Source organism: Psychrobacter sp. Ps4 (genome assembly GCF_022129285.1).
GTDB classification, from domain to species: domain Bacteria; phylum Pseudomonadota; class Gammaproteobacteria; order Pseudomonadales; family Moraxellaceae; genus Psychrobacter; species Psychrobacter immobilis_A.
In genome coordinates, this window is the sequence record NZ_JADQAK010000030.1 from 19,325 (window position 1) to 34,667 (window position 15,343).

The 15,343-nt window shown below is 44.4% G+C and carries 14 protein-coding genes; 10 read left to right on the top strand and 4 right to left on the bottom strand.

The window, feature by feature from the left end:
• Window positions 1–39: 39 nt before the first annotated feature.
• Window positions 40–837, bottom strand: a complete 798-nt coding sequence (locus tag I3252_RS13515; protein WP_238035592.1) for a UTRA domain-containing protein — start codon at window positions 835–837, stop codon at window positions 40–42.
• A 305-nt stretch (window positions 838–1,142) separates the two neighbouring features.
• On the opposite strand from I3252_RS13515, the gene hutU reads away from it, so the two are divergent.
• From hutU to hutI, 5 genes are all read left to right on the top strand, one after another.
• Complete coding sequence (hutU, locus tag I3252_RS13520) at window positions 1,143–2,861, top strand: urocanate hydratase (RefSeq protein WP_238035593.1); 1,719 nt, start codon at window positions 1,143–1,145, stop codon at window positions 2,859–2,861.
• 70 nt (window positions 2,862–2,931) lie between these two features.
• Window positions 2,932–4,293 (top strand): YjiH family protein, encoded by a 1,362-nt coding sequence (locus tag I3252_RS13525; protein ID WP_238035594.1) that lies wholly within the window; start codon window positions 2,932–2,934, stop codon window positions 4,291–4,293.
• 119 nt (window positions 4,294–4,412) lie between these two features.
• Window positions 4,413–5,975 (top strand): histidine ammonia-lyase, encoded by a 1,563-nt coding sequence (hutH, locus tag I3252_RS13530; protein WP_238035595.1) that lies wholly within the window; start codon window positions 4,413–4,415, stop codon window positions 5,973–5,975.
• A 27-nt stretch (window positions 5,976–6,002) separates the two neighbouring features.
• Complete coding sequence (hutG, locus tag I3252_RS13535) at window positions 6,003–7,061, top strand: formimidoylglutamase (protein ID WP_238035596.1); 1,059 nt, start codon at window positions 6,003–6,005, stop codon at window positions 7,059–7,061.
• Window positions 7,062–7,123: 62 nt separating this feature from the next.
• Window positions 7,124–8,461: an imidazolonepropionase gene (hutI, locus tag I3252_RS13540; RefSeq protein ID WP_238035597.1), complete on the top strand. Its 1,338-nt coding sequence runs from the start codon at window positions 7,124–7,126 to the stop codon at window positions 8,459–8,461.
• Between the two features lie 163 nt (window positions 8,462–8,624).
• Here the strand turns inward: hutI and I3252_RS13545 are convergent, their stop codons facing one another.
• Together I3252_RS13545 and gdhA are read right to left on the bottom strand one after the other, a co-directional pair.
• On the bottom strand, window positions 8,625–9,209 hold the full coding sequence (locus I3252_RS13545) for a PepSY domain-containing protein (protein ID WP_238035598.1): 585 nt from the start codon (window positions 9,207–9,209) through the stop codon (window positions 8,625–8,627).
• Window positions 9,210–9,404: 195 nt separating this feature from the next.
• On the bottom strand, window positions 9,405–10,751 hold the full coding sequence (gene gdhA, locus I3252_RS13550; RefSeq protein ID WP_201502734.1) for an NADP-specific glutamate dehydrogenase: 1,347 nt from the start codon (window positions 10,749–10,751) through the stop codon (window positions 9,405–9,407).
• Between the two features lie 636 nt (window positions 10,752–11,387).
• Here gdhA and I3252_RS13555 point away from each other — a divergent pair.
• The 5 genes from I3252_RS13555 (at window position 11,388) to I3252_RS13575 (ending at window position 14,694) form a co-directional block, all read left to right on the top strand.
• Window positions 11,388–11,750 (top strand): roadblock/LC7 domain-containing protein, encoded by a 363-nt coding sequence (locus tag I3252_RS13555; protein ID WP_010201036.1) that lies wholly within the window; start codon window positions 11,388–11,390, stop codon window positions 11,748–11,750.
• 272 nt (window positions 11,751–12,022) lie between these two features.
• On the top strand, window positions 12,023–12,517 hold the full coding sequence (locus tag I3252_RS13560; RefSeq protein WP_193012388.1) for a PAS domain-containing protein: 495 nt from the start codon (window positions 12,023–12,025) through the stop codon (window positions 12,515–12,517).
• A 3-nt stretch (window positions 12,518–12,520) separates the two neighbouring features.
• A complete protein-coding gene (locus I3252_RS13565) occupies window positions 12,521–13,270 on the top strand; it encodes a PhnD/SsuA/transferrin family substrate-binding protein (RefSeq protein ID WP_238035599.1) in 750 nt (249 codons plus the stop codon).
• 150 nt (window positions 13,271–13,420) lie between these two features.
• A complete protein-coding gene (locus I3252_RS13570) occupies window positions 13,421–14,038 on the top strand; it encodes a hypothetical protein (RefSeq protein WP_238035600.1) in 618 nt (205 codons plus the stop codon).
• Between the two features lie 41 nt (window positions 14,039–14,079).
• Window positions 14,080–14,694 (top strand): hypothetical protein, encoded by a 615-nt coding sequence (locus I3252_RS13575; RefSeq protein WP_055124632.1) that lies wholly within the window; start codon window positions 14,080–14,082, stop codon window positions 14,692–14,694.
• 65 nt (window positions 14,695–14,759) lie between these two features.
• Here the strand turns inward: I3252_RS13575 and I3252_RS13580 are convergent, their stop codons facing one another.
• On the bottom strand, window positions 14,760–15,134 hold the full coding sequence (locus I3252_RS13580; RefSeq protein WP_238035601.1) for a hypothetical protein: 375 nt from the start codon (window positions 15,132–15,134) through the stop codon (window positions 14,760–14,762).
• Window positions 15,135–15,343: the final 209 nt, after the last annotated feature.

Here is a 15,343-nt window from a genome sequence, read left to right on the forward strand (position 1 = left end):
AGAATAAACGTACAAAAACAGTGAGCATGCGTAAGACTATTATAGTTCACCGGAGAATTGATAACGATCGCCTGCATGCCACATCTTCACAAAGGTCAATACTCGACCTGCTGAATACGTCTGACGACGCAATACCAATGTCGGCGACTGCGGTGCGATTTGCAGTAGCGCGGCTATCTCATCTGGTGCCGCCAGTGCACGAATGGTATAGCTACCGCGCTCTAGTGGACTTTTGGCAATGAGATAATCACTGGTGTTGACCACACTAAAATCCTGCTCAATAAATTCTGGCACCTTTTGCGCATCCACCCAGCGCTCTTCGAACTGTATGGGCTGACCATCCGCAAAGTGAATGATTTTTACCTCGTATAAAACAGCAACGTCGCTGCTACTATCTGCGCCAGTACTGTCATCCATTACGGTTGTATCAGCGTTTGTACTAGCGCTTGTACTAGAAGACACAGCTACTTCATCAATATCAAATTTACGCCGTAATTCATCATCCAACATCGCAGCCGTAAGTATGCGTTTACTCACCACTTGCGCCTGATAATCACGATTGGCAGATTTTAAATCCTGCGCGATATTGCGCACTTCTACAAAGGTATGATTGAACTGCTGCTGGGCGACAAACGTCCCCGATCCTTGCCGGCGCTCTAGCACTCGCTCTTCGCTCAGCTCTTTTAGGGCGCGATTGACCGTCATACGCGATACGCCAAACTCTTTTGCCAACGCCATTTCTGTAGAAATTGCATTGCCCGCCTGCCATTTACCCGAGTGAATATTGTCTAATATGGCGTTTTTTATGCGCTGATATGCCGGAATCGTCTTTGTCATGTCCGTGTTTAACCGTTAGTTTTACCAATAATAATAGCGCCATAATATCACGAGATAACGTCATGAACCTTGGCAAAACACCCTAACTTCTGTCTATCTACCAAAACCCTCACAAAAATAATTGAGTCATTTATAAAAAATTGCTTGCATGAAAAAAGTATCTTTGATAATTTGTATATACAACTTTACGACGGTGCTAAAAAATCTGTGTCATCTAATCGATGTTTCGCTGAATTTATAGACTGACTGTAAAACACTTACTTTTATTACTTTATCGTCTTAACAGATATCACAAGGATATGATAATGACTACTGACCATGGAACCAATAAAGAGACTAAGCTGACTCGCCGTGATGAGAGCCGCGAAATCGCCGCGCCCACTGGCAGCGACCTACATTGCAAAAGCTGGCTGACCGAAGCACCTTATCGCATGCTGCAAAACAATTTGCATCCTGATGTGGCCGAAAACCCTAAAAGCTTAGTCGTCTACGGTGGTATCGGACGCGCAGCCCGCAATTGGGAAAGCTACGATCAAATCTTAGCGTCATTAAAAGAATTGGAAGACGATGAGACGTTGCTCGTGCAATCAGGCAAGCCAGTTGGCGTGTTTCAAACGCACGAAAATGCGCCGCGTGTATTGATTGCAAACTCTAACCTTGTGCCGCGCTGGGCCACGTGGGAGCACTTTAACGAGCTCGATCGCAAAGACTTGATGATGTATGGTCAAATGACGGCTGGTAGCTGGATTTATATTGGCACGCAAGGCATCGTCCAAGGTACTTACGAGACCTTTGTAGAAGCAGGTCGTCAGCATTATGATGGTAGCTGGGCAGGTCGCTGGATTTTGACCGCGGGTCTTGGCGGTATGGGCGGCGCACAGCCATTAGCCGCGACTTTTGCAGGTGCCACTTCATTAAACATCGAGTGCCAGCAGTCTAGTATCGATTTCCGCTTACGTACTGGTTATGTCGACAAGCAAGCCAATGACTTAGACCATGCTTACGAGTTGATAAAACAGCATACCGATGCTGGTGAAGCGGTCTCTATTGCCCTACTTGGTAATGCAGCAGACATCTTGCCTGAGATGGTCAAGCGCGCCAATGCTGGCGGTATGAAGCCTGATTTGGTCACTGATCAAACCTCAGCACATGATTTGATCAATGGTTACTTGCCAGTTGGCTGGACAGTAGAAGAATGGAAAGCCGCACAAGGAGATTCAGAGCAACATGCAGCATTAACCAAAGCTGCCGCTCAGTCTTGTGCCGTACACGTACAGGCGATGCTAGACTTGCAGGCAATGGACATTCCAACGACCGATTATGGCAATAACATTCGTCAGGTGGCTTTTGATGAAGGCGTGAAAGATGCCTTTAATTTCCCAGGTTTTGTCCCCGCTTATATTCGTCCGCTGTTTTGCCAAGGTAAAGGCCCATTTCGCTGGGTCGCATTATCAGGCGATCCAGAAGATATCTATAAGACCGATCAAAAAATCAAAGAGCTATTCCCTGAAAACCAACATATCCATCGCTGGTTAGATATGGCAAAAGAGCGCATTCAGTTTCAGGGTTTGCCTGCCCGTATCTGCTGGTTAGGATTGGGTGAGCGTGACAAAGCAGGGCTCGCATTCAATGAAATGGTCAAAAACGGCGAGCTAAAAGGCCCTATCGTCATCGGCCGCGACCACTTGGACACAGGCTCAGTGGCTAGTCCAAATCGCGAAACTGAAAGCATGAAAGATGGCTCAGATGCGGTATCTGACTGGGCATTATTGAATGGTATGCTCAACGTGGCAGGTGGTGCCACTTGGGTGTCATTGCATCATGGCGGCGGCGTTGGCATGGGTTACTCGCAGCACTCAGGCATGGTCATCGTCGCAGACGGTACTGATGCTGCAGCCAAACGCTTGGCGCGGGTACTGGTCAATGATTGCGGCTCAGGCGTCATGCGTCACGCCGATGCAGGCTATGAGCTGGCGATCAAAACAGCCAAAGATTATGGTCTAAATCTGCCGATGATTAAGTAGCATAACCTTTGTCCTTATAAGTGATTACTTGACATACGGATATCATCGACATTTTATCAAGGAGGATAATATGATTGAGCAAAATACGACACTAAATCTCAAGGATGCAGCAGCGACACCAACTGAAGCACTACTGTCTAAACCTGTAGCGTTACTGCAGTTGATAGTCTTTAGTGCTATCGGTTTGGTCATGTTTTTTGTGCCATTTACCATTGGTGAGAAAAGCACGATTTTGTTCGATCATGGGGCAACTTATCTGGTCAATCAGCAGCATACATTGTCTGTGACGTTGTTGTTTTTACTGATGATCTTTGGGGTAAGCAAGCCATTTATAGACGGCTCATGGCGTAAAAACATTACCCACATGATTATGACTGCTTTTAAAATCATTGGTCTGATACTGGCAGTAATGTATGTGGCTGACATAGCGCCTGCCTTTATGATGGAAAAGGACATGCTGCCGTTTTTGTTTGAAAAACTGGCATTACCAGTCGGTATGATTGTACCGCTTGGGGCATTAATTTTAGCATTTTTGGTGGGTTTTGGTTTGCTCGAGATGGTCGGTGTGCTCATGCAGCCGATCATGAAACCTATCTGGAAAACCCCAGGTTCATCAGCGATTGATGCGGTCGCATCCTTTGTTGGTAGCTACTCTATCGGGCTGCTCATTACTAATCGCGTGTATTTGCAAAAGCAATATTCAGCGCGCGAAGCCATTATCATTGCGACTGGATTTTCGACCGTATCAGCGGCATTTATGGTCATTGTTGCCAAAACGCTTGGTCTGATGGAGTTTTGGAACCTATTTTTTTGGTCTACGCTAGTGATTACCTTTATCGTTACTGCGATTACTGCTCGTATTCCACCCATTAGCCTTGTTGATGATAGCGTTGAACGTCCCGCTTTAGACCATAGACGTGGTACACGTCTGGCGGCAGCATTTGATTTAGGTTTGTCCACTTCGCGCCGTGCCACTGACCTAAAACAAATCTTATGGTCTAACTTTCGCGATGGGCTGACGATGGCAGCGGCGATTGTGCCTTCTATCATCGCGGTTGGCTTGACAGGATTGATATTAGCAAAGTATACGCCTGTATTCGATGCTTTAGGCTTGCTTCTTTATCCATTTACATGGCTTAGCGGCTTACCAGAGCCTCTGGTTGCCGCCAAAGGTATGTCAGCGGGATTGGCTGAAATGTTCTTGCCAGCACTACTCCTCAGTGAGGCTGATATATTGACTCGCTATGTTGCAGGGGTCATCTCTATTAGCAGCGTGTTGTTTTTCTCTGCCATGATTCCTTGTGTGCTTGCCACTGAAATACCATTATCTGTCGGCAAAATGGTCATTATCTGGTTTGAGCGTGTGGTACTCAGTATTTTATTGGCTGCGGCATTCGGACATCTAGCCATGTACTTCAACTGGATTGGCTAAAGAAACAAATTTAATAACAGGTATTACGTTAACTAAAAACATTTAAAAAACGTCATTTCAACAAAGACATGAATCAAAAATAATATAACCCATATGTCTTACAATACTAGGATCACCCTATGAACGATATCAAACAATTAACCCTACACCCTCGCCAGCTTAGCTTTAAGATGCTACGTGATATCTATGAGCAACCTGTCATATTGACATTACCTGAGAGTGCTTATGAGGCCATCGATGCCTCACACGAAGATGTGCGTACGATTATCGCCCGAGACAAAAGCGCATATGGCATCAATACTGGTTTTGGCTTGTTAGCAAAGACCCGTATCAGTGATGATCAGCTTGAGCTACTTCAGCGTAACCTAATTGTTTCTCACTCAGTAGGCACTGGTGAAGCACTTCCTGCCAGCGTGGTACGACTGATTATGGTGATGAAAGTGGCCAGCCTAGCACAAGGTGTATCAGGCGTACGCCGCGAGGTAGTGGACAGCTTACTTGCCTTAATCAATAATCAAATCACGCCAAACATTCCGGCTAAAGGCTCTGTTGGTGCCTCTGGTGATTTAGCGCCTTTATCACACATGACGCTTGCAATGATGGGTGAAGGTGACGTGTTTGTCGCTGGCGAAAAAGTGCCTGCAACAGACGCGCTAGCCCAGCATGGACTTGAGCCTATTACTCTTGCAGCCAAAGAAGGTCTTGCACTTATCAACGGTACTCAAGTGTCAACCGCATTGGCATTACGGGGTTATTTCTTAGCGCGTGACTTGCTGGAGACAGCGACTATCGTTGGCTCCCTGTCAATTGATGCGGCCAAAGGATCGGATTCGCCATTTGATGCGCGTATTCACGAAGTACGTGGCCATCATGGTCAAATTGAAATCGCCAAAGCACATCGTCAACTGATCAAAGGCAGTGCGATTCGCGCCTCGCATGATGGCGAACAAGACGATCGCGTACAAGACCCTTACTGCCTGCGTTGTCAGCCGCAAGTCATGGGTGCCTGTCTTGATATCATCAATCAAGCAGGTAAAACGCTACTAATCGAATCCAATGCGGTGACCGACAACCCACTTATTTTTAATAATGAAGATGGCCCAGTCGCTATTTCAGGTGGTAACTTCCATGCTGAGCCAGTCGCTTTTGCCGCTGATATTCTGGCCTTGGCAATCGCCGAGATTGGCTCGATGTCTGAGCGCCGTGTCGCTTTGCTAATCGATGCGACGCTGTCAGGTGGCCTACCGCCGTTCTTGGTCGACAATGCTGGGGTGAACTCAGGCTTTATGATCGCCCATGTGACCGCAGCCGCGCTGGCATCAGAGAATAAATCTATCGCTCACCCAGGCAGTGTCGACAGTATCCCAACCTCTGCCAATCAAGAAGACCATGTATCGATGGCGACCTATTGCGCACGCCGCCTATACGAGATGGCACAGAATACTGCCACCATTATCGGTATTGAGCTATTGGCTGCCGGTCAAGGGATTGATTTTCATCGCGGATTAGAGACTTCAGAGCCTTTAACAGTGGCACATAAGAAACTGCGTGAGAAGGTGACTTTCTATGATAAAGACCGCTACCTTGCCCCTGATATCGAGGCAGCCAAGCAATTGGTATTAGGCGGTACGCTTGCTGAACATTGGCAGTCACTACGCAGCAACTGGTATGAGTCTAAATAAATAGTAGCCGGCGAACGGAGAACAGCGATGACAATAGCGACAACAACAGCAACGACTACCACACGTATTAGCCATACACCTGCTGATATGACCCAGTGGAAAGGTCGTGCAGAGCCATTTGAGACGGCACGCGCCCGCTATTGGTATCAGCTTGCTCAGCCTTATGAGAGTCAAAATATTGGGCTAATTGGCTTTGCATGTGATCAAGGGGTCAGACGTAATCAAGGCCGCGTGGGTGCTAGAGCAGCCCCGCCATTAATTCGTCGAGCATTTGCTACGCTGCCAGTCATCGCTGAATTGCAACAGCGCTTTGATGGACAATTATCAACCTTATTGGGTGATGCTGGTGACATTCATTGTCACGACGATGATGACTTTGCCACGAATACTCTTGAACAAGCTCAGATTAAATATGCTGAGGAAGTGAGCGCTATCGTCAAGCAAGGCGGTTTGCCTATCGGATTGGGCGGTGATCATGCCATCGCTTACGGCAGCTTTTTGGGACTATGGCAGGCATTAGAAAATACAAGCGATACAACTGTCAGCACAAACACAGTGCCTACTATCGGGATTATTAATTTCGATGCCCATCTTGATATTCGTCAATCTGATGTGGCGACTTCTGGTACACCGTTTCGCCAAATTTCCGAGCATCTTGACGCACATGGTCAGCCATTTAACTATTGCTGTATTGGCGTAAGTCGTTTATCTAACACCGCTGCGCTTTTCGATCGCGCTGAGCAATTGGGTGTGCATGTTATCAGTGATGAAGACTGTCATTATCAGCCTTGGGACACGCTTGCTGAGCAGGTCAAAAGCTTTATCGATAAGGTCGATATCGTGTATCTAACTATCGATATGGACTGCTTCTCTGCCAGTGTTGTGCCCGGTGTGAGTGCCCCAGCTGCTTATGGTATTGAGCTGGGTTTCGTTGAGCGCATGGTAAAAACTATCATGGTATCGGGCAAGGTAAAAATGGTAGACATTGCCGAGATTAATCCTGCCTTTGATATTGATGGGCGTAGCTGCAAGGTCGCTGGTCGATTGCTGGCCACTATTATAGAACAGCATTTACTTGTCGCTTAGGTCTTACACACCAAGATCTTACAAACACACGTCACTCGCCTCCCAATAATTAGGAGCATATTATGAATGAATCAGAGAATTCTAAGAATAAGACAATCGATGCATCTATTATGACATCGTTTGATCACCTTATTATCAATGCCAATCTAGCCACCTTTTCAGCGCAACAGGGTTTTAGCATCGATGCAGGTGATGATACAAATGAGCACGCTAATAGCATCCCATATGGTCAATTGCATAATGCGGCCATCGGTATTAAAAGTGGCAAAATCGCTTGGGTTGGTACACAGGATCAAGTCACTGCTCATCTGCCTAACTATCAAGATCATCAAATCACAGATGTAAATGGCAAGTGGATTACCCCAGGGCTTATCGATTGCCATACGCATATCGTCTATGGTGGAAATCGCAGCAATGAGTTCGAGGCACGTTTGCAAGGCGCTAGTTATCAAGACATTGCGGCACAAGGTGGCGGTATCGTCTCAACTGTCACTGCCACCCGCGCTGCCAATATTGAATCGCTATTTGCACAAAGTGAGAAACGCTTAATAGCACTCATGAAAGAAGGCGTCACCAGTATCGAAATCAAATCGGGCTACGGCTTAGATTTAGATACTGAACGCAAAATGCTCACGGTTGCTCGCCAGCTTGGTGAAAAATATAATATCCATGTGAGTACCACTTATCTAGCGGCGCATGCCTTGCCACCTGAATACAAGTCTCACATGCAGGACCGCTCGGATGATTATATCGAGCAAGTGTGCGAGTGGCTACCAATCTTGCATGCAGAAGGCTTAGTCGATGCGGTCGATGGCTTTTGTGAAAATATTGCCTTTAGCACTGAGCAAATCAGACGCGTTTTTGAAGTCGCGCGCTCATTAAACATTCCAGTTAAACTGCACTCTGAGCAATTATCTGACATAGGCGGAAGTGCATTGGTTGCCGAATATAAAGGGTTATCAAGCGACCATTTAGAGCATTTATCAGCAGACGACATCAAAAAAATGGCGGCCAGTGATACCGTTGCAGTTCTATTGCCCGGTGCATTTTATACCCTGCGGGATACCAAGTTGCCACCTATCGAGGCATTACGAAGACACCAAATACCCATGGCTATTTCTACTGATTGTAATCCTGGCACTTCACCGCTTACCTCATTATTGCTTGCGATGAACATGGGCTGTACGCTATTTTACTTAACCACTGAAGAGGTACTGGCAGGGGCAACTGTTTATGCAGCACAAGCGCTGGGATTGTCTAATAAAGGCAAAATAGAGATTGGCTGTGATGCAGATTTAGTCCTATGGGATATCGCCCGCCCTGCGGATTTGGCTTATCAGATGGGACTAAACCCTATTAACGGCATTATGGTTCAAGGCAAGTGGCGTGAGACGGTATAGCGAACTTATCTAACTACTCACATTAAAAAAGCCCCAGTCATTGAATGATTGGGGCTTTTTTAAAAATAAATGCACAGCTTTGCTATCCCATTTTCAAAAAACTGAGTAGTAAGAAAAACGACTATTAGCGATACCTGTCTGTCTATCTATCTATCTAATTTAGCTATTTCTTAAATTTATTGTTGAATACGCTGCCAGTATTGGCATCAACATTTAGCCAAACGATACTATTACCTTTGAGGATATCAGCTTCATAATAGGACGCATGATCACTATAATCTCGGTCGTTTTTAAACTCAATCTCGATAACACGCCCGCCCGATTGTTTTTCAGCAATTTTCATTGCCTGTTTAACATCAATCTTCGCTTGTTTAAGCGCCTTATAATCTACCAGATCATCACTGTCTAATCGTTCCACATCCGTACTGATCACTCTACCATTCATGGCGTCGACTTTGATTTCATAGTTTCGGCTACTGGTTACAAATTCCATCTCATACACACCGCCTTGCGCTTTATCATCATCGTGATCAAAGCTGGCACTCATCAATAGACCAGATGACTTTTTCGCCGCAATATTTATTGCTTGTTGTAAGCTTATTCTACTGGCTTTGGCGGCTTGCACCTCACTTGCTAGCGGTTGCTGTGTAGATGCATAGATTGTCGTAGTCAACATAGCGGCACCCACTACTACTGCAACACGAGTACCCAAAGTCGTTAGCGAAAATGGCTTGAAAATCTTGCTCATAACGGTCTCCACAAAATTAATCTTATTGAGTGTTCTAAAATTATTATCTTTTAAAAAACACACATTATCAATAGGTCAATCGTATCGCTTCATAAAAACCACTTTGACTATTCACGGTAGGGTTAATTCATAAAAAACGCGCCTATCGTTAAAACAGACGCGTTATTCGTTAGTAGGTGGCTATGATAAAAGTGCTTAGTTTAAAATACCGTAAGCGACCAATGCATCAGCAACTCGTTTAAAGCCAACGATATTTGCACCAGCCATATAGTTGATATAGCCATTATCTGTTTGACCATACTGTTCTGAGGCGTCAGCTGCGCAGTCATGGATATTTCGCATGATATTTTTGAGGCGCAAGTCGATTTGCTCAAAGCTCTTATACTGACGGACTGAGTTTTGTGACATCTCAAGTGCAGAGACTGCTACACCGCCCGCGTTGGCGGCTTTACCTGGGGCATAATGCACCCGGTGCAAACGAATATAGTCGATGGCTTCAGCAGTCAATGGCATGTTAGCACCTTCGACAACGTATGTGATGCCATTTTCAACCATGAGCTTGGCATCTTCTTCATTGACTTCGTTTTGCGTCGCTGATGGAATCGCGATGTCGCCTTTGAATTGCCACGGCTTTTGCTGCGCAAACCACTCTCCACCATAAACATCGACGTACTCAGCCAACGGTTTGCTTTTTGCTTTTTGCGCCTTGAGCCAATCAATTTTTTCTTGATTTAGACCCGCTTCATCATACAAAGTCCCTTGTGAGTCTGACACAGTGACGACGATGCCGCCCAGCATATGGGCTTTTTCAGCAGCATGTAATGAGACGTTACCAGCACCTGAAACCAATACTCTCTTACCTTTGATATCGTCATTTTGCGCCGTAAGCATGTTTTCTAAGAAATACACCGCGCCATAACCTGTCGCCTCAGTACGCATCAAACTGCCACCGAAGCCAACGCCTTTACCGGTCAAAACGCCGCCGTATTCGTGCGTTAAATTCTTATACATAGCAAACATATAGCTGACTTCACGCCCACCCACCCCAATGTCACCAGCGGGCACATCGATGTCTTTATTCACATAGTGATGTAGCTCACGCATAAAGGCATAGCAAAAACGGCGGATTTCACTGTCTGTTTTGCCTTTGGGATCAAAATCAGAGCCACCTTTACCGCCGCCCATTGGCAATCCAGTCAAAGCGTTTTTGAATATTTGCTCAAAGCCTAAAAACTTCAAAACAGATTGGTTGACAGTCGGATGAAATCTCACGCCACCTTTATAAGGACCTAATGCATTGCTGAACTGGACACGCCAGCCGCGGTTAACCTGAACTTCACCTTGGTCATTTTCCCAGTTAATACGAAAAGCAATAACGCGGTCAGGCTCAACGAGGCGCTCAAATATTTTAAAAGTATCATATTCTGGGTGGGCGTCGTATAACGGCGCAATCGTAATTGCAACTTCTTTTACCGCTTGAACGAATTCAGGTTGATGGGCATAACGCGCTTCGACTTTTTCGATGGCCTGACTGATACTCATATCTTTTCCTTAGGGTAAAAATGGTGAACGTGCTTACTTACACCGATGTCACGTCGTATGACAACAAACGAGAGGATTGTAGACACTGGTGTAAAACTGAAATTGCCCCGACACGCTGGCTTGTGTAGAGACAAATGGGATTAAAAAAGCTGACTGAATTTATGCCTAGACGCCACATTCAGAGACAAGAACATTTTTTATCTCATAATATATATCATTTTTGAGGCGTATAAGTCTAGTAAATATCACCATCATGAAAAGTTATAAGCGATTTTTATTGGCACAGTCTAGAGTGCGCCTTTGCATAGCACCTTGAGACACCGACTGATGAGCTTACAGATCTCGTTGATTGTGCTAAAAATAGTCCTGTATTACTAAAAAATCTTCGTTTTCCTAATCAGTAAATAAATCAAATATTAATGGAAATTTGTGTATTGATAACCGTTAAGTAAAGAGGAAAGGTCAATAATCAGCACCAAACGGTATAAAAAACCCAAAAACTTGGCTTTTTGCTTGAGCCGATGTATATCAATATTAACAGCAAGGGTTTATAATAGCCGACTTAGTCAACATTTATTCTCCACCATTACTCACTGTTATTTGATCAATTGAATAACCCGTCATAGAGAAAACTATATGCGTACAGATTCATTCCAGCAAATCTTGGAAGACCTAAACAGCTCATCAGCCGATGTTGAAGCATCTGCCCTTATTTCTAACGATGGTCTGATGATTGCCTCAGCACTACCAACGGGCGTTGATGAAGACCGTGTTGGCGCTATGTCAGCGGCTTTATTGTCATTGGGTGACCGCGCAGGTCGTGAGTTGGCACGTGGTAGTATCGATCGTATTATGATTCAAGGTGAAAAAGGCTACGTGATTATGACCTCATCTGGAGATGAAGCGGTACTTACTATTATGGCAAAACCGAATGCAAAACTTGGTTTGATATTCTTAGATATCAAGCGTGCCTCAGAAGCCCTTGCAAAACTTATCTAATTGGTAAATTTGGATTTTTGTCGATAACACATTTTTTATTATTTAACGCCATATAGCACATAGCGCGACTGACAAATATGACTTTAAATCAAAATAAAGTGACTGTCTCATAAAAAATATTTAAGATGGCACACATTATTTGTATGGAATAATAGCCTGATAAATATTGGGACGACGACTGAGCTGAAAGGCAACATGATGTTATCGACAACTACCACACCAGATTGGCTTTTTAATCATTATAAATATAACGATAAATAAAGGAGATTACGATGGGTTCTCCAATCCCTGATGCACATAAGCCTGATATGCCCGCTGAGCAGATTACTCTGACTTATTATGATGGTACATCACGGACTGTCTATGATACTGGTATTGAACGCCCCTATCCTGATGGCAAGCTGATTGTATCGCGCACCGATTTGGATGGTATGCTGACTCACGTCAATGATGCTTTTGTCGAAATCAGTGGCTACAGCGTTGATGAGCTTATTGGTCAGCCACAATCTATTTTGCGCCACCCTGATATGCCAAAAGCCGCTTATAAAGATTTGTGGGATACCGCAGCGGCTGGACAAAAATGGCATGGCTACGTTAAGAATTTATGCAAAGATGGTAGTCACTATTGGGTCTATGCGACCGTTGTGCCAAACATTCGTCGCGGCGAAACAGTGGGTTATACCTCGGTACGCCGTAAGCCATCACGTAGCAAAATCGAAGCGGCTATGGCTCAGTATGCCCAAATGAATCAAAATGAGGAAGGCTAAATCATGACGACACACAATATGTTAATCGCCCCTGATTTTTCTCCTGAGCATTTTGCAGGCTGGCACATGTTTAATATTTTGATTCAAAAACGTGCCAACCTAAATATGCATCTAAACATACCTACCTCACATGCTGAACAAGAACAAATCATTGAGGCAGGTGACATTCAAGTTATCTATGCCAACCCATTTGATGCAGCTACTTTGATCCGTGAACAAGGCTATCACGCTGTTGCTCGCCCTATTGGCAAATCGGATGAGATGGTCATTGCTGCTGCGGCAAACAGTGATATCAAGCGCTTAGAAGACATTAAAGCGGGTGCGACCGTAGCAATGGCAGACAACCGTGATGTTAAGCTGATTGGCTTACGCTTGCTAGAAGCTGTGGATATAGAAGAGTCTGATCTTAACTGGGATATCACTGAGACTTATCAGGCAGCTGCCCGTAAAGTCATCAAAGGTGATGCTCAAGCGGCCTTCTTCTTAGCAGAGATTTTTCATAGCTTTTCACGCTTGACCAAAACTCAGCTGTCAGTGCTAATCGAAAGTGATTTGGCAGATATTAGCCATGTATTACTGATTAAAGATGGCTTTCCTGATACAGAAATATTCATGAATGCGATCCTGAACTTGCATAATGATGACGATGGTAAAGAAGCATTGGCTGAACTTGGCATGCCTCAAGGGTTTGAAGCCATGGACGAAGAAGATGCTGAATTTATGATAGATTTGATGCAAACTTTACTTGATTAATTATTAATTATTAATTGGCACGTTGCACCGTTTCGCTTAGTGAAGTCATAGCCTATTGTCGCTCAATAGTGGCTATATCATTTTGACCATACGATATTAGCCATAAGCTGTTAGCCATATAATAGACACTATGACTTAAAGGACACTATTATGTCTGATTTAGACCTTATCAAAGAAAATGAGATGGAGGCGCGCCGAGTATTTCGTTTATATTCGCGTAAAGTGTTTTTGGCACCCAATAACCGTCATTTTCATGAACAACGTATCAATGCCGCATTACTTTTAACCGAAAAAGAGCCGCTACAAGGTGCCGTCGCAGACTTTTTTTATGGCTGTTGGTATGACATTCCTTACGATGTAAATAATCTGTTTACGCGTATTAAAGATCGCTTGTACCCTCATGTCCAGCAAGGGTTTCGCGATTGTATTAGTAAGAAGCGATATATTCAACGCAATAGTATGCTGGCGACTCGCTGGAGTGTCCTGATATCGCCGTCTCTCAATGAGCAAAAACAGCGATTGCTTATCAGTAGCGATGATGCCAAAGAAATATCCAAAGACATCACCGCTGAGCTCATGCAGGCGCATGAAGATAAGGATTGGGGCACGATTGAGCAGATCGAAAACGAATTCTTTGCTCACTGTATCGCTCGCAATGATCGACTTGCCTTCTCGTTAGTATGGTTTCGCTTGGGTAAAAGCGACTGGCAGTTCGATGAGCGCTGGAACAACTGTCAACAGCATCTTGATCAGACCATCAAGACCTAATTTATCGCCGATTTAACCCTTTCATCACAATGGTAGCCGCTATGTCCTCTTACTTAAATGCTGATAAAACGTATCTAACCCTCACTCCAGCCGGTATTTTTGAGGCATTTTCACAAAGTGAGCCCACTGATGAACAGCTGTCATTACAAGACTTAATGTCCTATGGGCAGACGTTGCTCGCCGCTGATTGGCTTGAGCGTTATTCTGACGAATGGCTACAGAGCTTTATAGAACACGGCTGGATTGAAAAGCTGTCTTTGTTGTTACCCGCACCCAATCTGCCGTTGGACCAGTTTTTACCGTATGTGGTTGCCAGCTTATCCGGTAAACGCCGTGCCGCTATTGGCTCTGATGAAGGGTTTTGCCTAGCACGAATCGGTTACAGCCAAGAAGAAGCGGACATGCTAAGTGTTGCAGCTGCTGACTTTTCAGGTTTTATGATTCGCCAAAAACAACGCGGCTGGGCGGTCGAAAGCCAAGCCATCTCGTTTTTTCAACAAGTTGACTTATTGATTCCTGAGACCAGCTTTGTGTTTTTATGGATTGATGGTTCAGGTTACGCCCTCATCATCGATGGCGAGCCTTTGACTAATAGCCGCGCCTTTGTTGAGATGGTATGGGCATTGAAAACATCTGGATTAAGATTTCTTAGCTAAATGTTAGAACAAATCTTATCGTGATGCAGTATTGAAAGGATATTTTCTATGTATGCTTAGTTGGCTTATTTATCCTTATCATTTCCAAACTTTGAAATAAGTGCCATGATGACTTCTTGAGAATTAATTGGATAAGACTCATTACTTATAGATTGAAAATCTTTAGGGGCAAATATTCTTTGAGCAATTTCTGATTTTATTTTATGTTGCTCTTCTTCAGGTAACGAGGCTATATAAGGATTGATAGCTTTCAAATCTAGTGATGTTTGAAGGTGTGTATACTGTTGCTGACGATGCTTAGTAGACTCACGCGCTAAGTAGGCAGCTAGCACAGATAATAAGAACACTAATGCCAATCGTAAAAGAGCATTAGAAAGGTCGAAGCTTTGGTGCATCGACTCTATGAACGAATAACCTGCTATACCAACAATGAGTGCCATGCAAAAAATTGATCCCCTTCTCAGCCAATTTTCAGCTTTCCTTTCTTGCTCTGCACTAAGCGCATATTCTGAAACAATCACTCTACTTGCGGCATCACCTAGAAGAATATCTAACTGATCGTTCTTATCATGAATAACTTTTAGCTGCTCTTGATATAGTCAGTTCACAATAAAATAAATACAGCCCATATCCTGAAATAGCTTAGGCA

Excerpts from the sequence above, each read along its gene's own strand:
- I3252_RS13575 (WP_055124632.1), top strand. The coding sequence starts at position 14,080 with ATGTCCTCTTACTTAAATGCTGATAAAACGTATCTAACCCTCACTCCA.
- I3252_RS13515 (WP_238035592.1), bottom strand. The coding sequence starts at position 837 with ATGACAAAGACGATTCCGGCATATCAGCGCATAAAAAACGCCATATTA.
- gdhA (WP_201502734.1), bottom strand. The coding sequence starts at position 10,751 with ATGAGTATCAGTCAGGCCATCGAAAAAGTCGAAGCGCGTTATGCCCAT.
- I3252_RS13525 (WP_238035594.1), top strand. The coding sequence starts at position 2,932 with ATGATTGAGCAAAATACGACACTAAATCTCAAGGATGCAGCAGCGACA.
- I3252_RS13560 (WP_193012388.1), top strand. The coding sequence starts at position 12,023 with ATGGGTTCTCCAATCCCTGATGCACATAAGCCTGATATGCCCGCTGAG.
- I3252_RS13580 (WP_238035601.1), bottom strand. The coding sequence starts at position 15,134 with ATGGCACTCATTGTTGGTATAGCAGGTTATTCGTTCATAGAGTCGATG.
- I3252_RS13570 (WP_238035600.1), top strand. The coding sequence starts at position 13,421 with ATGTCTGATTTAGACCTTATCAAAGAAAATGAGATGGAGGCGCGCCGA.
- hutI (WP_238035597.1), top strand. The coding sequence starts at position 7,124 with ATGAATGAATCAGAGAATTCTAAGAATAAGACAATCGATGCATCTATT.
- I3252_RS13545 (WP_238035598.1), bottom strand. The coding sequence starts at position 9,209 with ATGAGCAAGATTTTCAAGCCATTTTCGCTAACGACTTTGGGTACTCGT.
- I3252_RS13565 (WP_238035599.1), top strand. The coding sequence starts at position 12,521 with ATGACGACACACAATATGTTAATCGCCCCTGATTTTTCTCCTGAGCAT.
- I3252_RS13555 (WP_010201036.1), top strand. The coding sequence starts at position 11,388 with ATGCGTACAGATTCATTCCAGCAAATCTTGGAAGACCTAAACAGCTCA.
- hutU (WP_238035593.1), top strand. The coding sequence starts at position 1,143 with ATGACTACTGACCATGGAACCAATAAAGAGACTAAGCTGACTCGCCGT.
- hutH (WP_238035595.1), top strand. The coding sequence starts at position 4,413 with ATGAACGATATCAAACAATTAACCCTACACCCTCGCCAGCTTAGCTTT.
- hutG (WP_238035596.1), top strand. The coding sequence starts at position 6,003 with ATGACAATAGCGACAACAACAGCAACGACTACCACACGTATTAGCCAT.